The 25,909-nt window shown below is 33.8% G+C and carries 18 protein-coding genes and 2 tRNA genes; 15 read left to right on the forward strand and 5 right to left on the reverse strand.

The genetic code is table 11. From position 1 onward, the window contains the following. Positions 1 to 147 precede the first annotated feature (147 nt). Positions 148 to 855 carry a dipeptidase PepE gene (gene pepE / locus BUC23_RS01135; protein ID WP_073204777.1) on the forward strand — a complete coding sequence of 236 codons (708 nt, stop codon included), beginning with the start codon at positions 148 to 150 and terminating at the stop codon, positions 853 to 855. 128 nt (positions 856 to 983) lie between these two features. On the opposite strand, the gene BUC23_RS01140 is transcribed toward pepE, so the two are convergent. From BUC23_RS01140 to BUC23_RS01150, 3 genes are all read right to left on the reverse strand, one after another. Further along, positions 984 to 1,059 (reverse strand) — tRNA-Gly (locus BUC23_RS01140). Positions 1,060 to 1,106: 47 nt separating this feature from the next. Next, positions 1,107 to 1,179: transfer RNA gene (locus BUC23_RS01145), tRNA-Gly, on the reverse strand. A 348-nt stretch (positions 1,180 to 1,527) separates the two neighbouring features. Continuing rightward, positions 1,528 to 2,250, reverse strand: coding sequence for a murein L,D-transpeptidase catalytic domain family protein (locus BUC23_RS01150; protein WP_073204071.1), 723 nt, complete (start codon positions 2,248 to 2,250; stop codon positions 1,528 to 1,530). Positions 2,251 to 2,439: 189 nt separating this feature from the next. Between BUC23_RS01150 and BUC23_RS01155 the strand changes: the two genes are divergently transcribed. The 9 genes from BUC23_RS01155 to BUC23_RS01195 all read left to right on the forward strand — a co-directional run bounded on the left by BUC23_RS01155 (position 2,440) and on the right by BUC23_RS01195 (position 15,932). Beyond that, on the forward strand, positions 2,440 to 4,833 hold the full coding sequence (locus BUC23_RS01155) for a DUF5916 domain-containing protein (protein WP_073204074.1): 2,394 nt from the start codon (positions 2,440 to 2,442) through the stop codon (positions 4,831 to 4,833). Positions 4,834 to 5,014: 181 nt separating this feature from the next. Next, positions 5,015 to 7,432: a DUF5916 domain-containing protein gene (locus BUC23_RS01160; protein WP_073204077.1), complete on the forward strand. Its 2,418-nt coding sequence runs from the start codon at positions 5,015 to 5,017 to the stop codon at positions 7,430 to 7,432. Positions 7,433 to 7,573: 141 nt separating this feature from the next. Then, positions 7,574 to 9,091: a 2,3-bisphosphoglycerate-independent phosphoglycerate mutase gene (gene gpmI, locus BUC23_RS01165; RefSeq protein ID WP_073204081.1), complete on the forward strand. Its 1,518-nt coding sequence runs from the start codon at positions 7,574 to 7,576 to the stop codon at positions 9,089 to 9,091. A gap of 123 nt (positions 9,092 to 9,214) precedes the next feature. Then, positions 9,215 to 9,886, forward strand: a complete 672-nt coding sequence (locus tag BUC23_RS01170) for a TetR/AcrR family transcriptional regulator (RefSeq protein ID WP_073204085.1) — start codon at positions 9,215 to 9,217, stop codon at positions 9,884 to 9,886. Between the two features lie 14 nt (positions 9,887 to 9,900). Next, complete coding sequence (locus tag BUC23_RS01175) at positions 9,901 to 11,571, forward strand: peptidase domain-containing ABC transporter (protein WP_073204088.1); 1,671 nt, start codon at positions 9,901 to 9,903, stop codon at positions 11,569 to 11,571. Continuing rightward, positions 11,565 to 12,911 (forward strand): HlyD family secretion protein, encoded by a 1,347-nt coding sequence (locus tag BUC23_RS01180; protein WP_073204091.1) that lies wholly within the window; start codon positions 11,565 to 11,567, stop codon positions 12,909 to 12,911. The genes BUC23_RS01175 and BUC23_RS01180 overlap by 7 nt, the downstream gene beginning before the upstream one ends. Continuing rightward, a complete protein-coding gene (locus BUC23_RS01185; RefSeq protein WP_073204094.1) occupies positions 12,911 to 14,299 on the forward strand; it encodes a TolC family protein in 1,389 nt (462 codons plus the stop codon). Before BUC23_RS01180 ends, BUC23_RS01185 begins: the two co-directional genes overlap by 1 nt. Before the next feature lie 44 nt (positions 14,300 to 14,343). After that, positions 14,344 to 15,162, forward strand: a complete 819-nt coding sequence (gene map, locus BUC23_RS01190; protein ID WP_073204108.1) for a type I methionyl aminopeptidase — start codon at positions 14,344 to 14,346, stop codon at positions 15,160 to 15,162. Continuing rightward, positions 15,162 to 15,932 (forward strand): class I SAM-dependent methyltransferase, encoded by a 771-nt coding sequence (locus BUC23_RS01195; protein WP_073204112.1) that lies wholly within the window; start codon positions 15,162 to 15,164, stop codon positions 15,930 to 15,932. The genes map and BUC23_RS01195 overlap by 1 nt, the downstream gene beginning before the upstream one ends. Positions 15,933 to 16,009: 77 nt before the next feature. Here the strand turns inward: BUC23_RS01195 and BUC23_RS01200 are convergent, their stop codons facing one another. Beyond that, positions 16,010 to 18,820 (reverse strand): M16 family metallopeptidase, encoded by a 2,811-nt coding sequence (locus tag BUC23_RS01200; protein WP_084538287.1) that lies wholly within the window; start codon positions 18,818 to 18,820, stop codon positions 16,010 to 16,012. Positions 18,821 to 18,994: 174 nt separating this feature from the next. Here BUC23_RS01200 and BUC23_RS01205 point away from each other — a divergent pair, with 174 nt between their 5' ends. From BUC23_RS01205 to pruA, 3 genes are all read left to right on the forward strand, one after another. Then, positions 18,995 to 20,254 carry a type IX secretion system plug protein gene (locus tag BUC23_RS01205; RefSeq protein WP_073204115.1) on the forward strand — a complete coding sequence of 420 codons (1,260 nt, stop codon included), beginning with the start codon at positions 18,995 to 18,997 and terminating at the stop codon, positions 20,252 to 20,254. An 81-nt stretch (positions 20,255 to 20,335) separates the two neighbouring features. Further along, a complete protein-coding gene (gene apaG, locus BUC23_RS01210; protein ID WP_073204118.1) occupies positions 20,336 to 20,722 on the forward strand; it encodes a Co2+/Mg2+ efflux protein ApaG in 387 nt (128 codons plus the stop codon). 293 nt (positions 20,723 to 21,015) lie between these two features. Further along, complete coding sequence (pruA, locus tag BUC23_RS01215) at positions 21,016 to 22,644, forward strand: L-glutamate gamma-semialdehyde dehydrogenase (RefSeq protein ID WP_073204121.1); 1,629 nt, start codon at positions 21,016 to 21,018, stop codon at positions 22,642 to 22,644. 109 nt (positions 22,645 to 22,753) lie between these two features. On the opposite strand, the gene rsmG is transcribed toward pruA, so the two are convergent. Beyond that, entirely contained in the window at positions 22,754 to 23,383 is a 630-nt protein-coding gene (rsmG, locus tag BUC23_RS01220) for a 16S rRNA (guanine(527)-N(7))-methyltransferase RsmG (protein ID WP_073204124.1), read from the reverse strand. Positions 23,384 to 23,487: 104 nt separating this feature from the next. Here rsmG and BUC23_RS01225 point away from each other — a divergent pair, with 104 nt between their 5' ends. Then, a complete protein-coding gene (locus BUC23_RS01225) occupies positions 23,488 to 24,582 on the forward strand; it encodes a fatty acid desaturase family protein (RefSeq protein WP_073204127.1) in 1,095 nt (364 codons plus the stop codon). Between the two features lie 46 nt (positions 24,583 to 24,628). Next, complete coding sequence (locus BUC23_RS01230) at positions 24,629 to 25,831, forward strand: pyridoxal phosphate-dependent aminotransferase (protein ID WP_073204783.1); 1,203 nt, start codon at positions 24,629 to 24,631, stop codon at positions 25,829 to 25,831. Positions 25,832 to 25,909: the final 78 nt, after the last annotated feature.

Genomic DNA, 25,909 nt, shown 5'->3' on the forward strand with positions numbered 1-25,909 from the left:
TTATTGTACGAACAGTAAAAGTATCTTACTCTCTTCCAAATTAATTACTAATGACTTGGTAAAAATATGTTAATTAAAAATCCCAAAACACAATTTTAAAAAGCATGAATTAATACCTTTATGCAAACTATTTTTACACGAATAAAAATGAAAAATATTATTATTGCTAGCACTTCCACCCTTCATGGCGGGGACTATTTAGACTATCTTTTGCCTGAATTACAATTGCATTTCAAGGATTGCAAAACGATTCTTTTTATTCCGTACGCACGTCCTGGTGGTATTTCCCATGATGAATATACTAAAAAAGTAGCTTCGGCTTTCGCCAAAATAGATATAGCGGTTAAAGGAATTCATGAATTTAATGACTCTGTTTCTGCAATTCAAGAGGCTAAGGGGATTTTTACCGGTGGAGGCAACACATTTTTACTGGTATCCCAATTGTACAAAAACAACATTATGACCATTCTTGCAGAAGCAGTAAAAAATGGAACACCGTATTTAGGCACAAGCGCAGGAAGCAATATTTGTGGACTGACGATGCAAACTACTAATGACATGCCCATTATTTATCCTCCAAGTTTTAAAACCTTAGGGTGGATTCCTTTCAATTTGAATCCTCATTATTTAGATGCTGACAAACAATCAACACATATGGGCGAAACGAGAGAAACCAGAATCAAAGAATTTCACGCTTTTAATACTGTGCCAGTTTTAGGATTACGAGAGGGAGGCTGGCTTGACGTTAAAGGCGAAAAAATAACTTTAAAAGGCAATTTATCAGCCAGACTTTTTAAACAAAACCAAATTCCTGAAGAATTAGAAAGTGGCGCTGATTTGAGTTTTATAAAATAAAAAAGCCGAAACAATTAAGTTTCGGCTTTGAAGAGCGAAAGACGAGGCTTCCCGTATCACTTCGTTCACGGGATGAACTTCTCGCACAATTTTAAAATAAAAAACCTCAAACAAAAGTTTGAGGTTTTTGGAGCGAAAGACGAGGCTCGAACTCGCGACAACCAGCTTGGAAGGCTGGAGCTCTACCAACTGAGCTACTTTCGCATTGAAACAGTAAAATAAAAAACCTCAAACCAGAATTTGAGGTTTAGAGCGAAAGACGAGGCTCGAACTCGCGACAACCAGCTTGGAAGGCTGGAGCTCTACCAACTGAGCTACTTTCGCATTAACAACGGTGCAAATATAGATAATAATATAGGTTCAATGCAAGTTTTTTTTTTGAAAAAAATCATAAAATTACATTCAAAAGCTTTTTAAGAAAGCACATTTTAGGCATAAAGAATTTAATATGAAATTATTATACCTTTATTTCACTGAAAAATTATTTTACAAAGAATACAAAATATCATAGAAATTAGGGCAAAAGAAATCTTTCCTGCAACTCAATCCTGTTCTTCGACATGAAAAACCAACAGAAAATACTCATCGTAACAAAAAAATGGCATACCTAAAAAGATATGCCATTTGAAATCGAAAATATACAGGAACGAACATATGATAATGTCCGAAAAATTACGAAACTAATTCAGAATCCAATTTAAAACTTCTTGATGGATGATAAATAAAGAAACATGATTTGTTTTTTATCGTATTGATAATATCCTTAGACAATTCTACCGGTATAGCTGGACAACCTTGACTTCTTCCTAATCTATGATTACTTTGTACAAACGAATTAGAAACATATTCTGCCGCATGCATTACCACACCTCTATTTCTTGCGTTATCATTAATTCCTTTTTCTAATCCATCTAACTTAAGTGACATTCCGTGTTTTCCATTGTAAATTTCACCTGTGGAGTAAAATCCTAAACTACTTTTATATGATTCGGCAGCATTTGAAAAAGAAGAGGCGAAATCGTCCCCTGTATTTCTTCCATGTGCAACAAGGGAATTATATAATATCGTATTTGTTGTCAAATCGATTACCCAAAGCCTTTTGGTACTAGATGACAAACTGAAATCAACCAAAGTCAATATATCTTTCTGAACTAATCCTTTTTCTTTCAGCAAATAAAAACCCTTTAACGCTTCGCTAAAACTTTCTAGTTTTGGCAAACCAAATTCATTGGAATGCAAACTATTATAAACCATTTCAATTTTAGCATCTATACTAGTAGTTAGTACTTTGGCATATATTACAGGTTTAACAATCTTTGGTTCAGAAATATTGGGTTTGCTTGTTGAAAATGAAAAAAGCAAAAACAAAATTGCGGGAAATATCTTATAAATCATTGAATATCTTTTAGTTAAACATTAATTTGGGATGGCAAACGTACGCATAAATTCACCGTTCAAACAAAAATTATGATAAATTTAATTATAATAAAACAAAATAAATTGAAAAATATTGCTTAATAACATTGAAATAAAAATACAATATCTGCAAATTTTGTTATTTTTGTCCACATACATTACTAATTCATGGCGAAATATCATTATTTATCATTACTTATTTTAATAGTTTGCAGTATTACCACATATGGTCAAAAAAAAGTACTTCATGCAAAATCTATAAAGGACAACATTACAATTGACGGAAAAATAAATGAGGAAGGTTGGAAAACTGCTTCAGTGGCTACTGATTTCATAATGTATGAGCCTGATAACGGAAAACCAATTAGTACCGATAAAAAAACAGACGTAAAGATATTATACGATAATAATGCCATTTACGTTGCCGCGCTACTATATGACAATAATCCTGCCAAAATAAAAACAGAAATCACCAACCGCGATGTTTTTGGTGTTTCTGATGTTTTTTCCGTTTATATCAACGGATTTAATGATGGACAGCAAGATTTTAGATTTTATGTAAGTTCAGCCGGCGTTCAAATGGATTGTTTAGCGACCGAAGACAGTGAAGATTTTACCTGGGATGCCATTTGGGACAGTCAAGCAACACTTACTGATTTTGGTTGGGTTGTAGAAATGAAAATTCCTTATGCCGCTTTACGATTTTCGAATGCGGAAAAACAAACTTGGGGCATCAACTTTATGCGCGAAATTAAACGAGATGTCCAAAAATATACTTGGAACAGAGTTGATACTAAAATAGGTGCGGTGATTCCACAAGCTGGAATTCTTGAAGGAATAGAAAATGTAAAAACTCCCACCCGTCTTTTCTTTATACCTTACTCCTCCGCCTACTATCAGCAAAACGAAATAGGATCCAGCACTACATTCAAAGCTGGTTTAGATATAAAATATGGAATTAATGATTCGTTTACACTGGATGCTATTTTGGTACCTGACTTTGGACAAACAAAATTTGACAATGCTATTTTGAATCTTGAACCCTTTGAACAAAAACTTGATGAAAATCGTCCTTTTTTTACTGAAGGAACGGATTTATTTAACAAAGGAGGGTTGTTTTATTCCAGAAGGATTGGTGGCGCGCCAAGCACCGAACCACAAATTGCAGGTAATGAAGAAATCACCAATTACCCGAGTAGCGTGAAACTAATCAATGCTGTAAAAATTTCCGGCAGAACTGAGAAAGGTTTGGGAATTGGTTTTTTGAATGCTATTACTAAAAAAACATACGCTACCATTCAAAACAATGACACCAACGAAATCAGAAAAGAAGTTATTGAACCATTGACTAATTACAACATGTTAGTTCTGGATCAGCGTTTTAACCAAAACTCATCGGTTTCTTTTGTGAATGCCAATACTACCAGAAATGGGAGTTTCCGGGATGCCAATGTTTCTGCACTATTATTCGACTTAAATACAAAAGCAAATACGTATAATTTATATGGTGATTTTAAGTATAGCACCATCAATACAACAGAAGATTATACCGGTTTTAAAACTTCATTAAACTTTGCAAAAACAAGCGGAAAATACCGTTACTTACTTTCTGGAAAGTATCTTTCAAGAGACTACGACATCAATGATTTAGGGATTATATTTTATACTAATTATCACGGTGCATATGCAAATGGAAGTTACAGAATATTGAATCCTACAAAGTTTTTTAATACTTTTAAGATAGAACAGGAATTGAATTTAGAAATTCAGAACACAACCGGTAAATTGCAAGAGGGCTGGTATAAAACGGTCATCAAAGCGAGGTCGCGAAATAATAATTACTTCGAATTGGCTCTTATCGTCAATCCAATAGAAACATTCGATTTTTATGAACCACGTGAAAATGGCAGATACCTGCAAATCCCACGAAGAATAACTTCTTATTTTGGAACTGAATTTAACAGCAACAACGCTTTTACTTTTGATTTCGCACCAAGTTTCACAAAATACGACCAAGATGGCAGAATTACTTACGAACTGGCTTTAGGACCAAAATACAGGTTTAATGACCAGTTTTCATTGTCCTATGTATTAGATTATACTAGTAAAAAAAATGACCGGGGCTGGGTAGCTTTTGACAATGCAGGAATTATTTTTGCAGAGCGCAATAGGGAAATACTACAAAATGACATAACCGGAAAATATGCCATAAACAACAGAATGACTATTAATCTTACTGCCCGTTATTACTGGTCCTATTCTCAAAATCATCAATTTTTTACGCTACAAAACAACGGTTATTTAATTCCAAATAAGGACTATTCCGCTAATAAGGACCGAAATTTTAATTCTTGGAATTTTGATTTGGCCTATTCGTGGTGGTTTGCACCAGGAAGCGAAATTTCCTTTTTGTATCGAAACTATTCGCTTGAAAGAGCTAGTAGGGTTGAGAAGAATCTCAATACTAATTTTAAAAGTGTTTTTAATGGAAATCTCACTAATATTGTTTCTGTATCTATTCGTTATTTCATTGATTATAATGTAGTCAAAAATAAATTCTAACCTATATTAAGATTTGTATAAAATGAGATTAAACACCTTGGTATTCAATCTCATTTTTTTATGCAACAAAATACGACTTAAATTTTCCTTAAAAAACTGTAACGAATTCTTAAAAGTTTAGTCTATTATTAAAATTCAATCAAAAGAATTTCATCAATCAAATCAAATTAATCAAAACAGCATGCGAAAATTACTTCTTATAATCGTTCTCTTTTTTTCAGTTCTTGGCCATAGCCAAAAAAAGGTGCTGCAAACTAAATCTATTTCAGAAAACATAACCATCGACGGAAAAATAGAAGAAGCCGCATGGAAATCAGCCCCTGTAGCGTCGGATTTTATCATGTTTGAACCTGATAACGGCAAGGTGATTCCAGAAAATAAAAAAACTGAAGTAAAAGTTTTATATGATAATGACGCCATTTATGTTGCTGCATTGATGTATGACAATGAGCCAAAAAAAATCATGAAAGAAATCTCCCAACGCGATAATTTTGGGGCATCAGATCTTTTTGGCGTTTTTGTCAATGGCTATAACGACGGACAGCAAGATTTTCAATTTTACGTCTCCGCCTCTGATGGACAAGCTGATTGTATAACGACAGACACTAATGGAGAAGATTATTCCTGGGATGCAGTTTGGAAAAGCAAAGCTGTAATCACTGATTTTGGCTGGATTGTAGAAATGCGAATTCCTTACGCTGCACTTCGTTTTTCGGGTGAAAACAAACAAACTTGGGGACTCAACTTTTTTAGAGAAATTAAACGGGACAGACATAAATACTCGTGGAATTTTATCGATTCTAAGCTTGGAACTTTCACACAACAAACTGGAATCCTAGAAGGAATTGAAAACATAAAACCGCCTACACGACTCTTTTTATTACCTTATTCTTCTTTTTATGTAAATGCCGGCAAAGGACAAAAAACCTACGGTACCATTAAAGGTGGCTTAGATATAAAATATGGAATCAATGACGCTTTTACGTTGGACATGATTCTTATTCCAGACTTTGGACAAACAAAATACGACGATCAAATTTTAAACTTAGGTCCGTTCGAGCAGCAATTTAATGAAAACAGACCTTTTTTTACCGAAGGAACTGATTTGTTCAGCAAGGGAAATTTATTGTACTCCAGAAGAATTGGAGGACGACCTTCAAGTTCGCCGACTATTTCCAGTAATGAAGAAATTATTGAAAACCCATCAAGTGTCAATCTAATCAATGCCCTAAAAGTATCTGGAAGAACAAAACATGGACTTGGAATCGGAATTTTAAATGCTGTTACTGAAAAAACATATGCGTCCATACAAAATAACGATACCCAAGAAATAAGAAAAGAAGTAGTTGAACCATTAGCAAACTATAACGTTTTGGTTTTGGATCAGCGTTTCCGTAAAAACTCTTCTGTTTCATTTATAAATACCAATGTCACCAGAAATGGAAGCTTCCGCGATGGAAATGTCTCTGCGTTAGTTTGGGATTTAAATACAAAGAAAAACACCTATAATCTTTCTGGAAATTTCAAGTACAGTTATATAAATGACATTGAAGATAAAAAAGGAACTGCGACATCGCTAAACTTTGGAGAAACTTCTGGAAAATACCGATACAGTGTTGGAACCGAAATACTTTCAAAAGATTTCGATAACAATGATTTAGGAATCAATTTTGAAACTAACTATTATGCCATTTATGGAAACGCAAATTACAGGATTTTAAATCCTACAAAACACTTCAATTCGTTCCGAGTAAATCTGAATATGTATACCCAATTTCAAAAAGAGACCGGTAAAATTCAAGGTAACAACATAAATATTAATATAAACTCGAATAATAAAAAAAATCATTTTTTTGGATTAGGAATAAACGCAAATCCAATTGAATCCTATGATTATTATGAATCCAGAACTGAAAACAGGTATTTAATTTTTCCAAAACGATTAGGCGGTTGGTTCATGTTTTCTTCAAATTACAACAATAAGTTTGCTATCGACATTAATCCATCGGTAGCTGTATTAAGTGAACCTGGAAGAAATTCTTTTGGTTTTGATATCGGTCCAAGATATCGTTTCAATGATAAATTTTCATTGAATTACCTTTTCCATTTTTTTAGACAAAACAATAATAAAGGATATATAGACAGTGTAAATGATGATTTGAATTCCGCAACTCCTAACGCCATTATATTTGCCAACCGAAATGTTATTACTTATTCCAACTCTCTTTCTGGAAAATATTCTATCAATAGCAAAATGACTTTTAATCTTTCCTTACGCCATTATTGGTCGTACGCCGAAAATAAAAACTTCTTGTCATTGCAACAAAACGGTAGATTAACGGATTATAATAATTATACCCAAAATAAGAACTCTAATTTTTTCTCATGGAATGGTGACATCTCATATTCTTGGTGGTTTGCCCCTGGAAGTGAAATCTCTGTTTTATACAGAAATAATGCAGCCAATTTTCAGAGAGAAATAGATAAGGATTTCGGAAAAAAAGTAACTACTTTATTGACCAATGATCAACTAAAACACGTTTTTTCTATTAGTGTCCGTTATTTTATTGACTATAATGAAGTGAAAAATAAATTCTAAGTTGCATTAATTTCAAAAAAATGCCTTTTCTGCAGCAAAATTATTGTTTTTTAATAGCGTAAATTCCTGAATGTATAATAGTCGTTTTGAATACTTCGAACGTTTTTAGAAATACTTTATCTTTGTATAAAATATATTATGATGAACAAAAAAGTAATTCTAATGATATTAGACGGCTGGGGGAAATCTCCTGACCCGAAAGTGTCTGCAATCGATAATGCAAATATTCCATTTATAAATAGTCTTTATAAAAAATTCCCAAGCGCACAGCTTAGAACTGATGGCTTAAATGTAGGATTGCCAGAAGGACAAATGGGAAATAGCGAAGTAGGACACATGAACTTGGGTGCTGGCCGCATAGTATATCAGGATTTAGCTAAGATAAACCTTGCCGTAGCGCATAATACTTTGGCGAAAGAACAAGTATTAGTTGACGCTTTTACTTATGCAAAAGAAAACAATAAAAAAGTACATTTCTTAGGTCTTGTTTCTGATGGTGGTGTTCACTCCCATACTTCACATTTGCGAGGTTTGATTGATGCAACACAGCAATACGGACTGCAAAAAGTATTCGTTCACGCCTTCACTGACGGCCGCGATGTTGATCCAAAATCCGGGAAAAATTATATTCAGGATTTACAAGATTATATTGACAATACAACTGTTAAAATAGCTTCTGTTATTGGGCGATATTATGCAATGGATCGGGACAAACGCTGGGAAAGAGTAAAACTAGCTTACGATTTATTGGTAAACGGAACTGGAACACATTCAACAAACGCTGTTGCTTCAATAGAAGAAAGTTACGAAGTTAATGTAACCGATGAATTTATTCATCCAATGGTCATGGTGGATGAAAATGACAAACCATTAGCTACTATTGAAGATGATGATGTAGTTATATTCTTTAATTTTAGAACTGACAGAGGAAGAGAACTGACCGAAGCGCTATCGCAGCAAGATTTCCATGAGGAAAACATGCACAAATTAAATTTGTATTATGTAACGCTAACCAATTATGACGAAACCTACAAAAACGTAAGAGTTGTTTATAACAAAGATAACATTACCGAAACTCTTGGTGAAGTCTTAGAAAAAGCACACAAAAAACAAATTCGTATTGCCGAAACCGAGAAATATCCTCACGTTACTTTCTTCTTTTCTGGCGGAAGAGAATTACCTTTTGTTGGCGAAAGTCGCATCTTGAAAAATTCTCCAAAAGTGGCTACTTACGACTTGCAACCAGAAATGAGCGCATTTGAATTGACTGATGCATTGGTTCCCGAATTGGAAAAAGAAGAAGCGGATTTTGTTTGCCTTAATTTTGCTAATGGCGATATGGTAGGCCATACCGGAATTATGAGCGCTGCCATAAAAGCTTGTGAAGCTGTTGATAAATGTGTCGAAAAAGTAATTACAGCCGCATTAGCCCACAATTATACAACTATTGTAATTGCAGATCACGGAAACTGTGAAACCATGATTAATCCCGACGGAAGTCCTAATACAGCCCATACGACAAACCCAGTTCCAATTATCTTGGTCGACAAAGATTTAAAACAAATACACGATGGTGTTTTGGGTGATATCGCTCCAACTATTTTAGAATTAATGGGAGTTGAAAAACCAGAAGTTATGACTTGTCACTCATTACTTTAAATAAAATTAATTCAAATATTCATAAAAAAGCTACTCCATGCGAGTAGCTTTTTTTTATAAATAAAAGTTAAAATTTCATAATCGATAGTATTACTATTATATTTGCATAAAATATGATTAATTATGAATACAATACTATCCAATCTGAAAATACAAGTCAACGAAAAAATCTATGTTAAAGATCCCGAAACGTCTGCCTTGGGAAAAAAAATCATTGAGCAAAGTATCCTTTTGATTGATGAAATTGGATTCGACAATTTTACGTTCAAAAAGCTTGGTGAAAAAATTGGTTCTAATGAAAGTTCCATATACCGTTATTTTGAAAACAAGCACAAACTATTGGTATATTTATCCTCTTGGTATTGGAGCTGGATGGAATACAAACTTGTTTTTGCCACCACAAATATTACTGACCCAAAAGAAAAACTTAGAAACGCAATCACTATTGTTACCGAAAAAGTAATCGATGACAGCAGCACCGAACACATTAATGAGGCTATTCTAAACAAAATTATTATTGCGGAATTCACAAAAACGCTTCACACCAAAGAGGTTGACCAGGAAAACAAAGAAGGTTTTTTCCTAATTTACAAAAGAGTAATCAACAGAATTGTGAATATTGTAACGGAAGTAAATCCAAGTTATTTATATGCTAAATCTCTGGTCTCTACAATTGTGGAAGGCAGTTTACATCAACACTTTTTGACCGAACACTTTACTAATATAACTGATTGCAATACTTCTAAAAGTACAACACAATTTTATCTCCATTTGATCGAAAACGTTTTACACTAAAAAACAAAAAAAACATGACTCCTTTAAAACGATTTTACAATTTACTTGCATTAGACAAAAAAGATGTTTCTCAAATATTCTTTTATGCCATTTTTGCTGGATTAATCAGTTTGTCTCTTCCTCTTGGAATCCAGGCCATTATCAATTTTATTCAATCTGGAAGAGTTAGTGCTTCATGGATTGTTCTAATTATTTTAGTTGTTTTTGGTGTGGCGCTAGTCGGGATTTTATCCCTAATGCAATTGCGAATTACAGAAAATTTACAACAAAAAATATTTGTTCGGTCCTCTTTTGAATTTGCAGCACGTTTACCAAAAATAAAATCAGAGCAATTGTACAATAACTACCCTCCTGAATTAGCAAATCGATTTTTTGACACTATGACAATTCAAAAAGGAACTTCTAAGTTATTAATAGATTTTTCGGCAGCCTTACTTCAAATTGTTTTTGGAATTCTATTGTTGTCATTATACCACCCCTACTTCATTGTATTTGGTATTTTATTGCTTTTTCTCCTCTATTTCATTTTCAGGTTTTCATATAAATCAGGATTGGAAACTAGTTTGAAAGAGTCAAAATTCAAATATAAAGTTGCCAGTTGGCTGCAGGAAATGGCGCGTAATAATTTCAGTTTCAAAAATGAACTTAATTATGATTTTGCTTTAGAAAAAAACAATCATATCGTAACCGATTATCTCAACTACCGCGAAAAACATTTCAATATAATTAAAAGACAATTCACTCAGTTAATTATTTTTAAAATCATTATTACTGCCAGTTTACTATCAATAGGTGGTTTTTTAGTCTTGTCCCAACAAATGAATATTGGGCAGTTTGTCGCTGCAGAAATCATTATTTTATTGGTAATAAATTCGGTTGAAAAAATAATTATTGGATTGGAAACTTTATATGATGTACTAACTTCTATCGAAAAAATAGGACAAGTGACAGATTTAGAGTTAGAAGAAGATTCAAATATAAAAAGTGAAACGTGCTACACAAATATCGTTTTGGAAACAGAAAACATTAAATTCAAATTTCCTGATTCAGAAAACGAGGTCCTAAATAAAATCAGCTTGAAAATTGAACAAGGAGAAAAAATAGTAATTGAAGGTGACAACGGTTCCGGGAAAACAACCCTGATACGATTGCTTGCTGGTTTAATACAGCCCATATCCGGTTCTTTCTACATCAATGATGATACGTTTAGAAAAATAAACCTCAAACAATATCGATCACAAATAGGAAGAGTTATCCAAAGTGAAACTCCATTTGAAGGGACAATATTAGAAAACATCACTTTTAACGATTCATCAATACCTTTCGAAGATATAAAATGGGCGATTGATGGCGTTCAACTGAGTTCCTTTATCAAATCATTACCCAAAGGCTTAGATTCTAAGCTTTTCCCTGAAGGAAAGCAATTATCTTCTTCTAATGCACAAAAGATATTATTGGCGAGAAGTATTATTCACAGACCTAAAATACTTTTTTACGAAGATCCAACTGATAGTATGGATGAAAAAGTAGCTAATGAAATTATTGATTTTATTACTTCCGATAAAAACAAATGGACAATTATAGTTTCCTCAAAAAATCCGCATTGGAAAACCAAATGCAGCCGAAGAATTACCATGCAAAACGGATTCATTCAATTGGATTCAAAAACTGATACATCATGCTAAACATATCCGACAATAAAACAAAACTTCCATCACTAAATCAATACGAAACAGTGAAAAATTTAGGGAACAGACCACATTATAAAATCTTAAACAGAATTATAGCAGGTGTTTCAATAATTGGCGTAATTGCACTGTTTTTACCTTGGACACAAAACGTTTCAGGAACTGGAGCTGTAACTACATTAAAACCAAACCAAAGACCACAATCTATTCAAAGTGTTATTTCTGGTCGAATAGAGAAATGGTATGTACAAGAAGGTGATTTTGTAAAGAAAGGAGATACTATTCTTTTTATCTCGGAGATTAAAGAGGATTATATGGACCCTAATTTGGTAGAAAATACTAAAAACCAGATGAATGCAAAAAAACAATCTTTACAATCGTATGGTTCAAAGGTAAATACCCTGGGAGCACAAATTCAAGCTATTGAAACCGAAAAAACATTAAAACTAGAACAGGCGCGAAATAAAATCAAACAATCATTTTTAAAAATAAAAAGTGACAGTATGGATCTCGTTGCCGTTAAAACACAACTAAAGATCGCAAACACACAATACAACAGGTCCTTGCAATTGAACAAAGAAGGTTTAAAACCATTAACCGATACCGAAGACAAGAGGTTAAAATTACAAGAAGTTGAAGCAAAAATCATTACTCAAGAAAACAAATACTTAACCAGTAAAAATGAATTTATAAACGCAAAAGTAGAGATCAACAGGATAACCGCTGAGTATTCAGAAAAAGTTTCTAAAGCCAACAGCGATAAATTCACGGCAATGAGCAGCCAATATGATACTGATGCGCAAGTAAATAAATTAGAAAATCAATATGCTAATTATAGTATTCGAAATGGTATGTATTATATCAAAGCCGCACAAAGTGGTTATATCAACAGAGCGTTGCAATCCGGCATTGGAGAAACTATTAAGGAAGGTACACCAATAGCCACAATTATGCCATCGAATTATGATATTGCAGTGGAGACATTTGTAAATCCAATCGACTTGCCTTTAATAAGTAAAGGCGAAAAAGTACGTGTTTGGTTTGACGGATGGCCTACGATCGTTTTTTCAGGATGGCCAGACATGTCATACGGAACTTTTGGAGGTAAAGTTGTAGCAATAGAAAATTTCATCAGTGAAAATGGCAAATACAGAGTCTTAATTGCCCCTGATTCTTCCGAAGCAAAATGGCCAAAACAATTAAGCATTGGTTCGGGAGCCCAAACTATTGCTCTATTACACAATGTGCCAATATGGTTTGAAATATGGAGAACACTAAACGGTTTCCCTCCTAACTATTACAAAACTGCAACAAAAACAACAAAAGAAAAGAAATAATGAAACAACTCCTTTTCGCTTTTTTATTATTTGGTTTTACCGTTTTTGGACAGGAATTTCCATCCAAAGAACTTACTTATACCGAGTTTTTAGGTTATGTAAAAAAATACCATCCATTAGTTAAAAATGCCAACTTAGAAATCAATAAAGCACAAGCTAATTTGATGATGGCACGAGGTGGGTTTGATCCAAAAATCGAGGTAGATTTCAGCAAAAAACAATTCAAAGACAAAGAATATTATTCGATTTTAAACAGCAGTTTCAAAATCCCAACTTGGTATGGAATCGAGATAAAAGCAGGATTTGACAACACTGAAGGAGTGTATCTCAATCCTGAAAATACGGTTCCTAATCAAGGCTTGACTTCATTGGGAATTAGTGTTCCGCTGGGACAAGGATTATTTATTAATCAAAGAATGGCCGATGTTCGAAAAGCAAAGATTCAAATGCAATTGAGTCAATCAGAAAGAAAATTGCAGGCCATAGCGGTTCTGTATGATGCTTCTTTGGCATATTTTAATTGGAAGAAAAACTTCAACGAAGTAAAGCTATATGAAGAATATAATAAAAATGCACAAACACGTTTCAAAGGAATTAAAACCTTAATCATTCAAGGTGACAAACCTGCAATTGACAGTATTGAATCCGGAATCATTGTAAAAAACCGAATATTAAATTTAGAAGATTCCAAACTTAAATTGGCTAAAGCCAAATTAGAACTTGCTAATTTCCTTTGGTTGGAAAATAACATTCCGCTTGAATTATCAGAGCAATTGATTCCCGAAACACAGTTAGAGTTCACGATTCAGGAAAGTTTAAAAACGAATGATTTGTTAAACGCCGATTTCTCCATCACCAATCATCCAAAAATAAATGCGCTACAAAGTAAAATTGACATCTTGAATGTGGAGAAAAAATTAAAAGCCAATATGCTTTTACCAAAAATTGATGTGGGCTACTCCTATTTATCGGAACCCAGCTATATTGATAATTACCAATTTAAGGACTACAAAATAGGTCTAGATTTTTATTTTCCTTTATTTCTAAGAAAAGAACGCGGAAGTTTGAAACTGGCGAAATACAAAGTTCAGGAAACTGAATTTGCATTGGACTTAGAAAAAGTACAATTGTCCAATAAAATCAATGCCCAAAAAATGGAAATTGAATCGTTACTAATACAAAAAGAGTTGATAAAAGGTTTAGTAGAAGATAATCTCACGATGTTAAATTCAGAGGAAAGATTGTTTTCTTTTGGAGAAAGTTCTTTGTTTTTAATCAATACGCGGGAAAATAATTTGGTTAGTGCACAACTTTCACAAATTGCTTTAGAGAATCGATTTTACGTCTCAAATTCAGAGCTTTTTAAAATTATGGCCAATCCCGATTAAATAATTTATAAAATCGTACTTTTGCAAACTGAAAAACAAGTAATATGATCATTGTAAAATCACGCGAAGAAATAGAATTAATGCGCGAAAGTGCATTAATAGTATCAAAAACATTAGGGATGATTGCTTCTGAAATAAAAGAAGGAGTTACCACTTTATATCTGGACAAATTAGCCGAAGAATTTATACGTGACCACGGAGCTGAGCCAAGTTTTCTTGGTCTATACGGATTCCCAAATTCACTTTGTATGAGTCCAAATGCTCAAGTAGTTCATGGAATCCCAAACAATAAACCATTAGAGAGTGGTGATGTAATCTCAGTAGATTGTGGCGCTTATAAAAATGGATACCATGGTGATCATGCCTATTCTTTTGAGATTGGTGAAGTCGCTCCGGAAACCAAAAAATTATTGCAGGTAACCAAAGAATCATTATACGTAGGAATCCGCGAATTGAAATTAGGGAACCGCGTAGAAGATGTAGGTAATGCTATCCAAAGATATACCGAAGCACATGGTTATGGAGTTGTTCGTGAACTAGTCGGACACGGATTAGGACAAAAAATGCATGAAGATCCTGAAATGCCAAATTATGGTAAAAAAGGAAGAGGAAAGCTTTTTGTTGAAGGAATGGTTGTGGCAATTGAGCCTATGATTAACATGGGAACCAGAAACATCAAACAATTGAAAGACGGTTGGACAATCCTTACTGCTGATGGAAAACCAAGTGCCCACTTTGAACATGATGTTGCTATTATCGATGGAAAACCAGAAATACTATCGACGTTCGCTTATGTGTATAAGGCATTAGGAATTGTGAGTAATGAAGAGGATGAATTTAGAAAAACACCTTTGGTATTGTAATGAAAAAACTTTTTAAATTAATACTTAATACAATACCGCGTCCTTTATTGATCAGATTAAGTTATGTAGCGCGCCCCGTTCTTGCCTTTGCATTAAAAGGAACTACATTCACGGATCCTATTGACGGAAAAAGTTTCAAAATGTTCTTGCCTTACGGTTACGGAACACAAAGGAACAACGTTCTTTCACCAAGTACACTTTCATTAGAGAGACATCGTTTGCTTTGGCTATATTTGAATGAACAAACTGATTTTTTTACTTCGACAACAAAAAAGAAAGTATTGCATTTTGCACCAGAACAAGCATTCTATAAATTGTTTCGAAATCAAAAAAATCTGGATTACACCACAACCGATTTATTTTCGCCATTGGCCGATGTGAAAGCAGACATTTGTGATTTGCCTTTTGAAGACAATCAATATGATGTTATACTTTGCAATCACGTTTTGGAACACATACCAGACGATACAAAAGCAATGCAGGAGTTATATCGGGTTTTGAAACCCGGTGGAATGGCGATTTTACAAATTCCACAAGATTTGTCCAGAGCTACTACGTTTGCCGATGATAGCATTACAGACCAAAAAGAACGAGCTAAAATCTTTGGGCAATATGACCACGTTCGTATCTATGGACGAGATTATTTTGACAAATTAAGAAGCATCGGTTTCAAAGTAATAGAAGAAGATTACACTAATAAAATAGCACCGGAATTAGTAGAAAAATATTGTTTGGCAAAAGGGGAAATCATTCCTGTTTGTTTTAAATAAACAAGTTCAGACAGTAAATAAGAAAGCCCACTAAAAAAATATTTAGCGGGCTTTTTAGTATTAAATAACAAAGATCATTAGCTTTTCTCCGGCATCAACATTCCAACCACTTTATCTTTTGTAAGATATTTTTTGGCCACATTCTGAATGTCTTTTGCCGTTATTTCACTGATTTTTTCTTCCGTTTGAAGAATCTCACCTGGATTTTTTCCGTTTATAAAAGACTTAGTAAAATTGCTTAACCAATATTTATTTTCTTTAATATTCTTTTTGTAGTCAAGTAATTCCGCTTCTTTAAATTTAACAACATCTTTTGCTTCTGGTCCGTTGTCAATTATTTTTTGCAATTCTTTTAATGCAGAAGCAGTTAATTTCTCCGTATTTTCTGGTCCACATGGGAAACCTATACTAAAATTATATGAACCATTTGGTACTTTATTCATACTTCCTCTTGCGCTGATTCCGTATACTCCGCTTTCGTTTTCTCTTAACTCTTCAATTAATTTTATAGTCAAAACTTCGCCTAAGGCTTCCATCGCGGCAGCTTCTTTATCAGAATAAACAGCGTCACCATAATACATAATAGTTACAGAACTTTTTGGATCAGTTCCTTTATTCACCACTTTTTTCAAATCACCTTTAAGCATTCTGTACCCTAAATCAGTCGCTTTTTCTTTCTTATCTGTAGAAGGCAACGACGCTAAATATTTAGTGGCATAGGCTTCCATTGTTTTGTCATCAACATTTCCAACAAAATAAAATTCAAAATCTCCAGCATTTGCAAAACGCTCTTTGTATTTATTATAGGCTAAAGTATAATCCGTTTCACCCCAAGTTTTTTCATTTGGGATCAAACCATTAAATCTTGGATTTTCCTTGTTCAAATAACCGTAAAATTCTTGTTGAAAAAAGAATCCTGGTTGTGATGCCATATTTTTGAAAAAAGCAGATTGTTTTTGTTTGTAACCTTCAAAAGCAGTTGCATCTAAATTTAAATCTGTAAAATAAGCATGAGTCATTTGGAACAAATACTCTAAATCCTTAGGAGTAGTTTTCCCTCTCAAACCTTCAGTTGTATTTCCGATATAAGGATTTACACTGGCGATTTTACCTGTCATAAATTTATTGATATCATTCAATTTCAAACCTGAGAAACCAGCTTCTGTTAAAGCTCCGTTAGCAAACTGAACTTTTTTCATTACCTCATTAGAATACAAATTGCTTCCACCTAAACTTACTGCTTCAAAAAGAATTTCATCATTTTTAAAGTCGGTATTTTTATAAGTAACTTTAGCTCCGTTAGAAAGAAGCAAGGTTTTTGTTCCCATAATATCATTGCTTTCTCTTTTAATGATAGTTCCTGAAACAACGTCTTCTCTCAAAAGGCCTTTGGCCACAGCTACATCTTCATAAGGTTTAATTTGGTCAACATTCACTTTTAATACATTCAAAACGTCTTGCTCTGAAGGTTTTTTAAGACCTGCTTTTTCTGGTCCAGTTAGAACAATAACGCGATTGTCATCTTTGATGTATTCTTTTATAAAACCATTTACATCTTTCAACTCAATTGTAGGCAAAATTTGTTTCATTGTACCAAATGTCCATTCAATTCCTGGAGTCGGTTCCTTTTCTAAGAAATTAGCTTGGTATTCCCCAACAAAACTTTCTGAATTGGTTTTATTTCTGTCATTGTATGATTTTTCGATAGAAGCTAAAAACTCAGCTTTTGATCGATCTAATTCTCCTTGTGTAAAACCAAATTTCTTAGCTCTTTCATTCTCAGTAACCAAAACCTTCAAAGCATCTAATTGCTTATCTTCTTGCGACATTGCTACTGACTGATACGCTTTTTTGTTTCTTGCCCAAGTTTCACCGTGATAGGAATATCCATAAGTAAAAGGAGGTGTGGCAGAATTTGTCAATTCGCTCAACCTTGAATTCAACATGGTGGTAAATAATCCTTCTACTACATAATCTTTAAAATCCTTTACGGTAACAACCGGTTTCGGCATACCATAATCCTTATACACCAATTGCACTTGTGCGCTTGTTGCTTCTTTGTCACTTTCAATTGCGACGAAAGTTTCTTTGTGATTTGGTACCTCAAAAGTTTTTCTTGGTTTTTCATTTTTAGGATTTTGGTAGTTCGAAAAGTGAGCAATAACTTTTTTCTCCATTTCGGCTACATCAATGTCTCCAACAACGATAACACTCATTAAATCTGGGCGGTACCAATCTTTATAGAAACTTACAAGTTTGTCGTATTTAAAGTTTTGCAAAATTTCTTTTTTACCAATTGGCAAACGATCTGCATAATGAGATTTGTACATCATTTTTGGCAAATAACGACCCATCATTCTTTTTTGAGCACCTAAACCCAAACGGTATTCTTCAAGCACAACACCTCTTTCCTTATCAATTTCTTCCGGAGTCAGGTTTGCATTAAAGGCCCAATCTTCAATGATATTAAAACCATTCTCTAATTTTTCCGGACTATCTGATGGTATTGGAAGAAAATAAACTGTTTCTTCAAAACTCGTATAAGCATTCAAATGTTGCCCGAATTTCACACCAATACTTTGTAGGTAATCAACTAATTTGTTTTTTGGAAAACGTTTCGTTCCATTGAAACTCATGTGCTCCATAAAGTGAGCCAGTCCTTGTTGGTCATCATTTTCGAGGATAGAGCCTGCATTGATTACAAGTCTTAAATCGACTTTGTTCTCTGGTTTGGCATTTTTCTTGATGTAATAGGTAAGACCGTTTTTTAGTTTTCCTGTTTTAACACTGGAATCAAAAGGAATCGCTTTTGAAAAATCAATTTCCTGCGCAAAAATCGCTGCTGGAAATAGTAATAGCCCTAAAGCTAACTTACTAAGTTGTTTCATATTGTTTGGTTTATTTTTAGTCAAATCTAAAAAGATAAATTTAATTTTCACTCAATTATTACAAAATATTTAACAGAAATTACGCACAAATACATCTTAGTTTTTTACATAAAAACAACGCTGATTAAAATGAATCCGAATTACTATATTTACAATGTCCAAGCAATACATAAGATGACAAAAAACTTTCTCAAAATATTTTCGCTATTCCTGCTTTTTTCCTCTTATTTCACTTTTGCTCAAGTAGAAAATGAAGTGGCTCCGCCGTATAATATCAAAACCATTTCTGTTTCGCAAAGCAACCAAAATATAATTCCAATCCTGAAATTAGGAGAAGGATTTCAATTGCAATTTGATGACTTATTTGGCAACGAGGCAAACTATTATTATGAAATCGCACATTGTGATTACAATTGGACACCTTCGCAAATACCAAAAAGCGAGTATTTAAAAGGTTTTGATAACCAACGAATCACAGATTACACCAATTCGTTCAATACTTTGCAAATCTATTCGCACTACAAACTGTCGATTCCAAATCAATTTACACAATTACTGATTAGCGGAAATTACATTCTCAAAATTTTAAATGAAGAAAGAGAAGTCGTTTTCTCTAGAAAATTCATTCTCTATGAAGATTTGGCCACAGTTCCTATTCAGGTAAAACGAGCAAGAACCGTCAGTAATTTAGATTTTAAACACAACTTAGAATTTACAATAAAATCGAACACCCTTACATTTCAAAATCCATTGAAAAACATAAAAGTGGTTATACTTCAAAATGGACAATGCAATAATGCTATTAAAAACATTTCTCCCCAATATACCATCGGGAATGATTTAGTTTATAAATATGATACTCAAACCCAATTTTGGGCAGGAAACGAGTTTTTATATTTTGAAAATAAAGAGATCAGAGCAGCAAATAATAATGTTGCAAGAGTAAATGCAGATAATGAAATCTACAGTTCTTATTTATATACCAATAATGCCCGAGCTACTTTTCCTTATTCTGTAACCGAAGATATCAACGGGAATTTTGTCGTTAAGAACATCAATGCGGAGAAGAACGAAATCGAAGCCGATTATGTCTGGGTCTATTTTAGTCTTTCTGCTCCAGCTTTTAGAATCAATAAAGATATTTACATCACCGGAATGTTTAATAATTACAATCTGACTCCCGAAAATAAAATGGACTATAATCCTAAAAAAGGAATCTATGAAAAAGCCATTTTGATCAAACAAGGATTTACAAATTTCCAATATACCGTTGCGGACAGTAAAGGAATTATTGATCACGAAAATGCAATTGACGGAAATTTCTATCAAACAGAAAATGAATATTCAATAATTGTTTATTACCGCGAAAACAATGACCGCTATGATAGAGTAATTGGGAAAGGAACTGCCAATTCACTAAATATCATCAACTAAAAAAACTTTTCTAAAAACAGCAAAACGAAATCAATTTTTCGTAAATTTGTCAGTATTAAGAACCTAAATTATTTATTTAGCATGGTTTCTCAAATAACAAGAGGCATAAAAATATCGGTATTGACTAGTTTTGAAGGAACCTACTTCAAAAACTATAAGATTCACTTTGCCTTTAGTTATGAAATTACAATTGAAAACCACAGTAAAGATTCTGTTCAGTTAATTTCTCGTCATTGGGAAATTTTCGACTCCTTAAATGAAATAGAAACCGTAGATGGTGAAGGAATAATTGGTAAAAAACCAGTTCTAAAACCAGGTGAATTTCACACCTACAGTTCTGGTTGTTTATTGTCGTCTCCTTATGGCGCCATGAAAGGTTATTTTAACATGATCAATTTTACTTCCACAAAAAATTTCAAAGTGATAGTGCCAACTTTTAGATTGTGCGCACCATTTGCCTTGAATTAGAATTTACCCCATTTTTTTAAGGAGCTCATCCAGCTCTTCCCTTCAAGTTTTCGTATCCTCCTTTATTTTTTTCTAAGTTAAATAAGGAGCTTCTAAAGTCGCTCTTATTTCACAAGAAAAAATATAACGAGACCACAAAAAGCTTTCCATTTCTATCTGGGCTAAAACACTCCATCTAAATACATCACTTTTAGTTTACAGCAAAAATGTCTATTTTTCAAACAATCATTCGTACTTTTGTGCAATATTTAAAAACACACTACAAGGATTTCTAATTTTATAATTTTACAAATATGTTAAAAGGATTTTTTCATGTACCAAAAGCGGTAAACGAACCAGTAAAAGGATACGCACCAAATTCACCAGAAAAAGCAGCTGTACAAGCAGCTTACACAAAAATGTGGAATTCTAAAATCGATGTGCCATTATATATTGGAAGCGAAGAAATTAGAACTGGAAACACAAAAAATATGACCGCTCCTCACGATCACAAACATATCGTAGGAACGTATCATTTAGCCGAAAAATCTCATGTTGAGCAAGCGATTGCAAACGCATTAGAAGCTAAAACAGCATGGGCAAATATGGCTTGGGAACAAAGAGCCGCTATTTTCCTAAAAGCAGCTGAATTGATTGCAGGTCCTTATAGAGCAAGAATAAATGCAGCAACAATGATTGCACAATCAAAAAACATACATCAAGCAGAGATTGATGCTTCTTGTGAATTTATTGATTTTTTACGTTTCAACGTAGAATTCATGACACAAATTTACAACGATCAACCAAAATCTAATTCGGATATGTGGAACCGATTAGAGTACAGACCTCTTGAAGGTTTTGTGTACGCGATTACACCATTCAACTTTACTGCAATTGCCGGAAATCTTCCTGCAAGTGCTGCTATGATGGGAAATGTTGTGATCTGGAAACCAAGCGACAGCCAAGTTTTCTCTGCACAAATCATCATTGAAGTTTTCAAAGAAGCAGGAGTTCCTGATGGCGTTATCAACGTTGTTTTTGGAGATGCTTTGATGATTACTGATACTGTTTTGGCAAGCCGTGATTTCGCTGGAATTCACTTTACAGGTTCAACTCATGTATTTAAAGATATATGGGCAAAAATTGGAACAAACATTCACCATTACAAAACCTACCCGAGAATTGTTGGAGAAACTGGAGGAAAAGATTTTATCATCGCGCATCCAAGTTCGAATCCAAAACAAGTGGCAACAGGAATTGTTCGTGGTGCATTTGAATATCAAGGTCAGAAATGTTCTGCAGCTTCAAGATCTTATGTTCCTAGAAGTTTGTGGCCAGCAATAAAAGAACAACTGATCACCGACACAAAATCAATGAAAATGGGTTCTCCGGAAGATTTCGGAAATTTCATCACTGCAGTTATTCACGAAGGTTCATTCGACAAATTGGCTAGTTTTATTGACCAAGCCAAAAAAGATGCTGATGCCGAAATTATAGTTGGAGGAAATTATGACAAATCTGTTGGTTATTTTATTGAACCAACGATTATCGTAACGACAAATCCTCATTATTCAACAATGGAAACCGAATTGTTTGGACCTGTAATGACGATTTTCGTTTACGAAGACGACAAATGGGAAGAAACTTTAGAGTTGGTTGATACGACTTCAGAATATGCCCTAACAGGTGCGGTTTTCAGTAAAGACCGTTATGCGATTGAGCAAGCTACTACGAAATTGCAAAATGCTGCCGGTAACTTCTACATAAATGATAAACCAACGGGAGCTGTTGTAGGAATGCAACCTTTTGGTGGTGCAAGAGCATCAGGAACGAACGACAAAGCGGGTTCAGCATTGAACTTACTGCGTTGGGCTTCACCAAGAACCATCAAAGAAACTTTTATCACTCCAGTAGATTACAGATACGCGTTTTTAGGAGAATAAATAAGTCCTAAAGTTTGAAAGTCGAAAGTCTTAAAGGATTTTCTGATACACAAAAAGCCGAATCTAAAATTTAGATTCGGCTTTTTTACATTTTATATAGATCTTAACACTATGATTGAAACTTCAAAGGTAAATGCACCACCTTCTTAGTTTCAAAGAATTCATCTTCAAAAAAGTCAGCCAAATTATATTCTGTAGCTTTCGGGAAATCTTTCAATTCTTCCGTTAAATCACCGCCTTTTAGATAAAGAATCCCATTTTTCAGCTCGTGCTTGTTTTTCTTTTTAATTTTATCTTTTACCCAAGAAACAAAATCTGGCATATTAGTAACGGCACGGCTCACGATAAAGTCGAAATCACCTTTCACTAATTCGGCACGCAATTGCTCTGCTTTTACATTTTTCAGCTCCAAGCCTTCGGCAACAGCCTGAACCACTTTAATTTTTTTGGCAATAATATCAATCAAATGAAAACGAGTTTCAGGAAAAAGAATGGCCAAAGGAATACCCGGAAATCCCCCGCCCGTCCCAACATCAAGAACGTAAGTTCCAGGCTCAAATTTTATAATTTTGGCAATTCCCAATGAATGCAAAATATGTTTGGTGTACAAAGCATCAATATCTTTTCTCGAAATAACATTTATTTTTTCGTTCCAATCGTGGTATAGAAAATCCAATTTTTGAAACTGATCTTTCTGAATATCATTCAAATTAGGAAAATACTTAAGAATCTCGTCCATGTTCTAATTTTTTAACAAAAGTAATACTTTAGAGTTAAAATATTTATCTCAATTTTGTATATCGAAAAATTTATAATAATTACCTTTGAACTTTATTAAATTATATGACCAATACCGCACCTACATTTGCAAAGCAAGATAATCTGAAGTTTTTCAGAACTCTTAACTCTCGGGTTAACAACTACTTCAAGGAAAATAACATTTCAAAAACAGGAAATTGGAGACTTTATTTGAAGACCATAATTTTGTTTACTGTTTTTCTTGCGCCTTACTTTTTAATTCTGACACTCGGTATGCCATTTTGGGCTCATCTTCTATTAACAATCGTAATGGGAATAGGCATGGCTGGAGTGGGAATGAATGTAATGCACGATGGGAATCATGGATCTTATTCTAACAAGAATTGGGTTAATAAATTTATGGGAGGTACTATTTATGTCCTTGCAGGAAATGTATACAATTGGCAAGTGCAACATAATGTTTTACACCATACTTACACAAACATTCCAGGTCATGATGAAGACTTAGATGCTGGGCGTGTTATTCGTTTTACAAAAGAAGCAAAATGGTATAGTTTTCACCGTTTTCAACAATATTATTCTGTATTTCTATATGGATTGCTAACTTTCAACTGGGCTATCACCACTGATTTCAAGCAAATGAGAAGTTATCTTAAAAGAAAATTATCATACGGTGAAGCCAAAAGCCCAAAAACACTTTGGACAACTTTAATAATTACAAAAGTTATTTACGTATCTATTTGGATTGTGTTGCCTATTGTGATAGGAATCACTTGGTGGAAAGTACTTATTGGTTTCTTTATCATGCATTATACTGCGGGATTAATTTTAAGTATTGTATTCCAATTGGCACACGTTGTGGAAGAAACCACTAATCCGTCTCCAAATGAATTAGGAGAAATGGACAATACTTGGGCCATTCACCAATTGTTTACCACAACTAATTTTGCTCCAAAAAACAGCATCGTGAATTGGTACACTGGAGGATTAAATCACCAAATAGAACACCATATTTTTCCAAATATCAGTCACGTTCATTACGGTAAAATTGCAAAAATCGTAAAAGAAACTGCTCAGGAATGCAACTTGCCTTATTACGAATATAAAACAATGCGAAGCGCTGTTGTTGCTCATTTCAAACATTTGAAAGAATTAGGAATGAAACCAGAACTTGTATAATCGCAACGCATATCAACACAATATTAAACTACAACCACTAATAAAAATGAATCCACTTTCAGACAGAATTAACAACTTAGCCACATCGCAAACATTAGCAATGGCGGCTTTGGCCAGAGAATTAAAAGCACAAGGAAAAGACATTATCAGCTTAAGTTTAGGCGAGCCTGATTTCAATACACCAGACTTCATCAAAGAAGCTGCTAAAAAAGCGATTGACGAAAATTACAGTACCTATTCTCCAGTGGAAGGATATGCTGATTTAAAAGAAGCAATCTGTAGAAAATTCAAAAGAGACAATGATTTAGAATATAAACCATCTCAAATTGTAGTTTCAACTGGAGCAAAACAATCTTTATACAACATTGCGCAAGTAATGCTGAATGATGGTGACGAAGTAATTTTACCTGCTCCTTACTGGGTTAGTTATTTCGAAATTGTAAAATTATCTGGTGGAGTTCCTGTAGAAGTTCCAACTTCTGTAGATACTGATTTCAAAATCACACCAGAACAATTAGAAGCTGCTATCACTCCAAAAACAAAAATGATGTGGTTCAGTTCTCCTTGTAACCCAAGCGGATCTGTTTACAATAGAGAAGAATTAACAGCATTGGCTAAAGTTTTGGAAAAATATCCAAACGTTTACGTTGTTGCTGATGAAATCTATGAGCACATCAATTTCTCTGGGACTTTTTGTAGTATCGCATCTATTCCAGGCATGTTAGAAAGAACCATCACTGTAAACGGTGTTGCAAAAGCTTTCGCTATGACAGGATGGAGAATTGGATATATTGGCGCACCGGAATTCATTGCTAAAGCCTGTATCAAAATACAAGGACAAGTAACAAGTGGAGCCAATAGTATTGCTCAACGTGCCACCATTACTGCCGTAGATGCTGATCCAAGTGTTTTAAAATATATGGTTGACGCTTTCCATAGCCGTAGAGATTTAGTTGTAGGTTTATTAAAAGACATTCCAGGAGTGAAAATAAACGTTCCTGAAGGTGCTTTTTATGTATTCCCAGACGTATCTTCTTTCTTCGGAAAAACATTGAGAGGAACTTTAATCAAAGATGCTAATGACTTTTCAATGTATCTTTTGGGCGAAGCAAATGTAGCAACTGTAACCGGTGACGCATTCGGAAACCCTAATTGCATCCGTTTTTCTTACGCCACAAGCGAAGATTTATTGAGAGAAGCACTAAGAAGAATAAAAGAAGCAGTAACATTAACTGAAGTTCCTGCATAATATAAAATTCGTTTCAAATTTAAAATAGTTTAAGGTTTAAAGTTTTACCGCTTTATACTTTAAACTATTTTTTTATGG

Source organism: Flavobacterium xinjiangense, from assembly GCF_900142885.1.
In the GTDB taxonomy this organism is placed as follows: Bacteria; Bacteroidota; Bacteroidia; order Flavobacteriales; family Flavobacteriaceae; genus Flavobacterium; species Flavobacterium xinjiangense.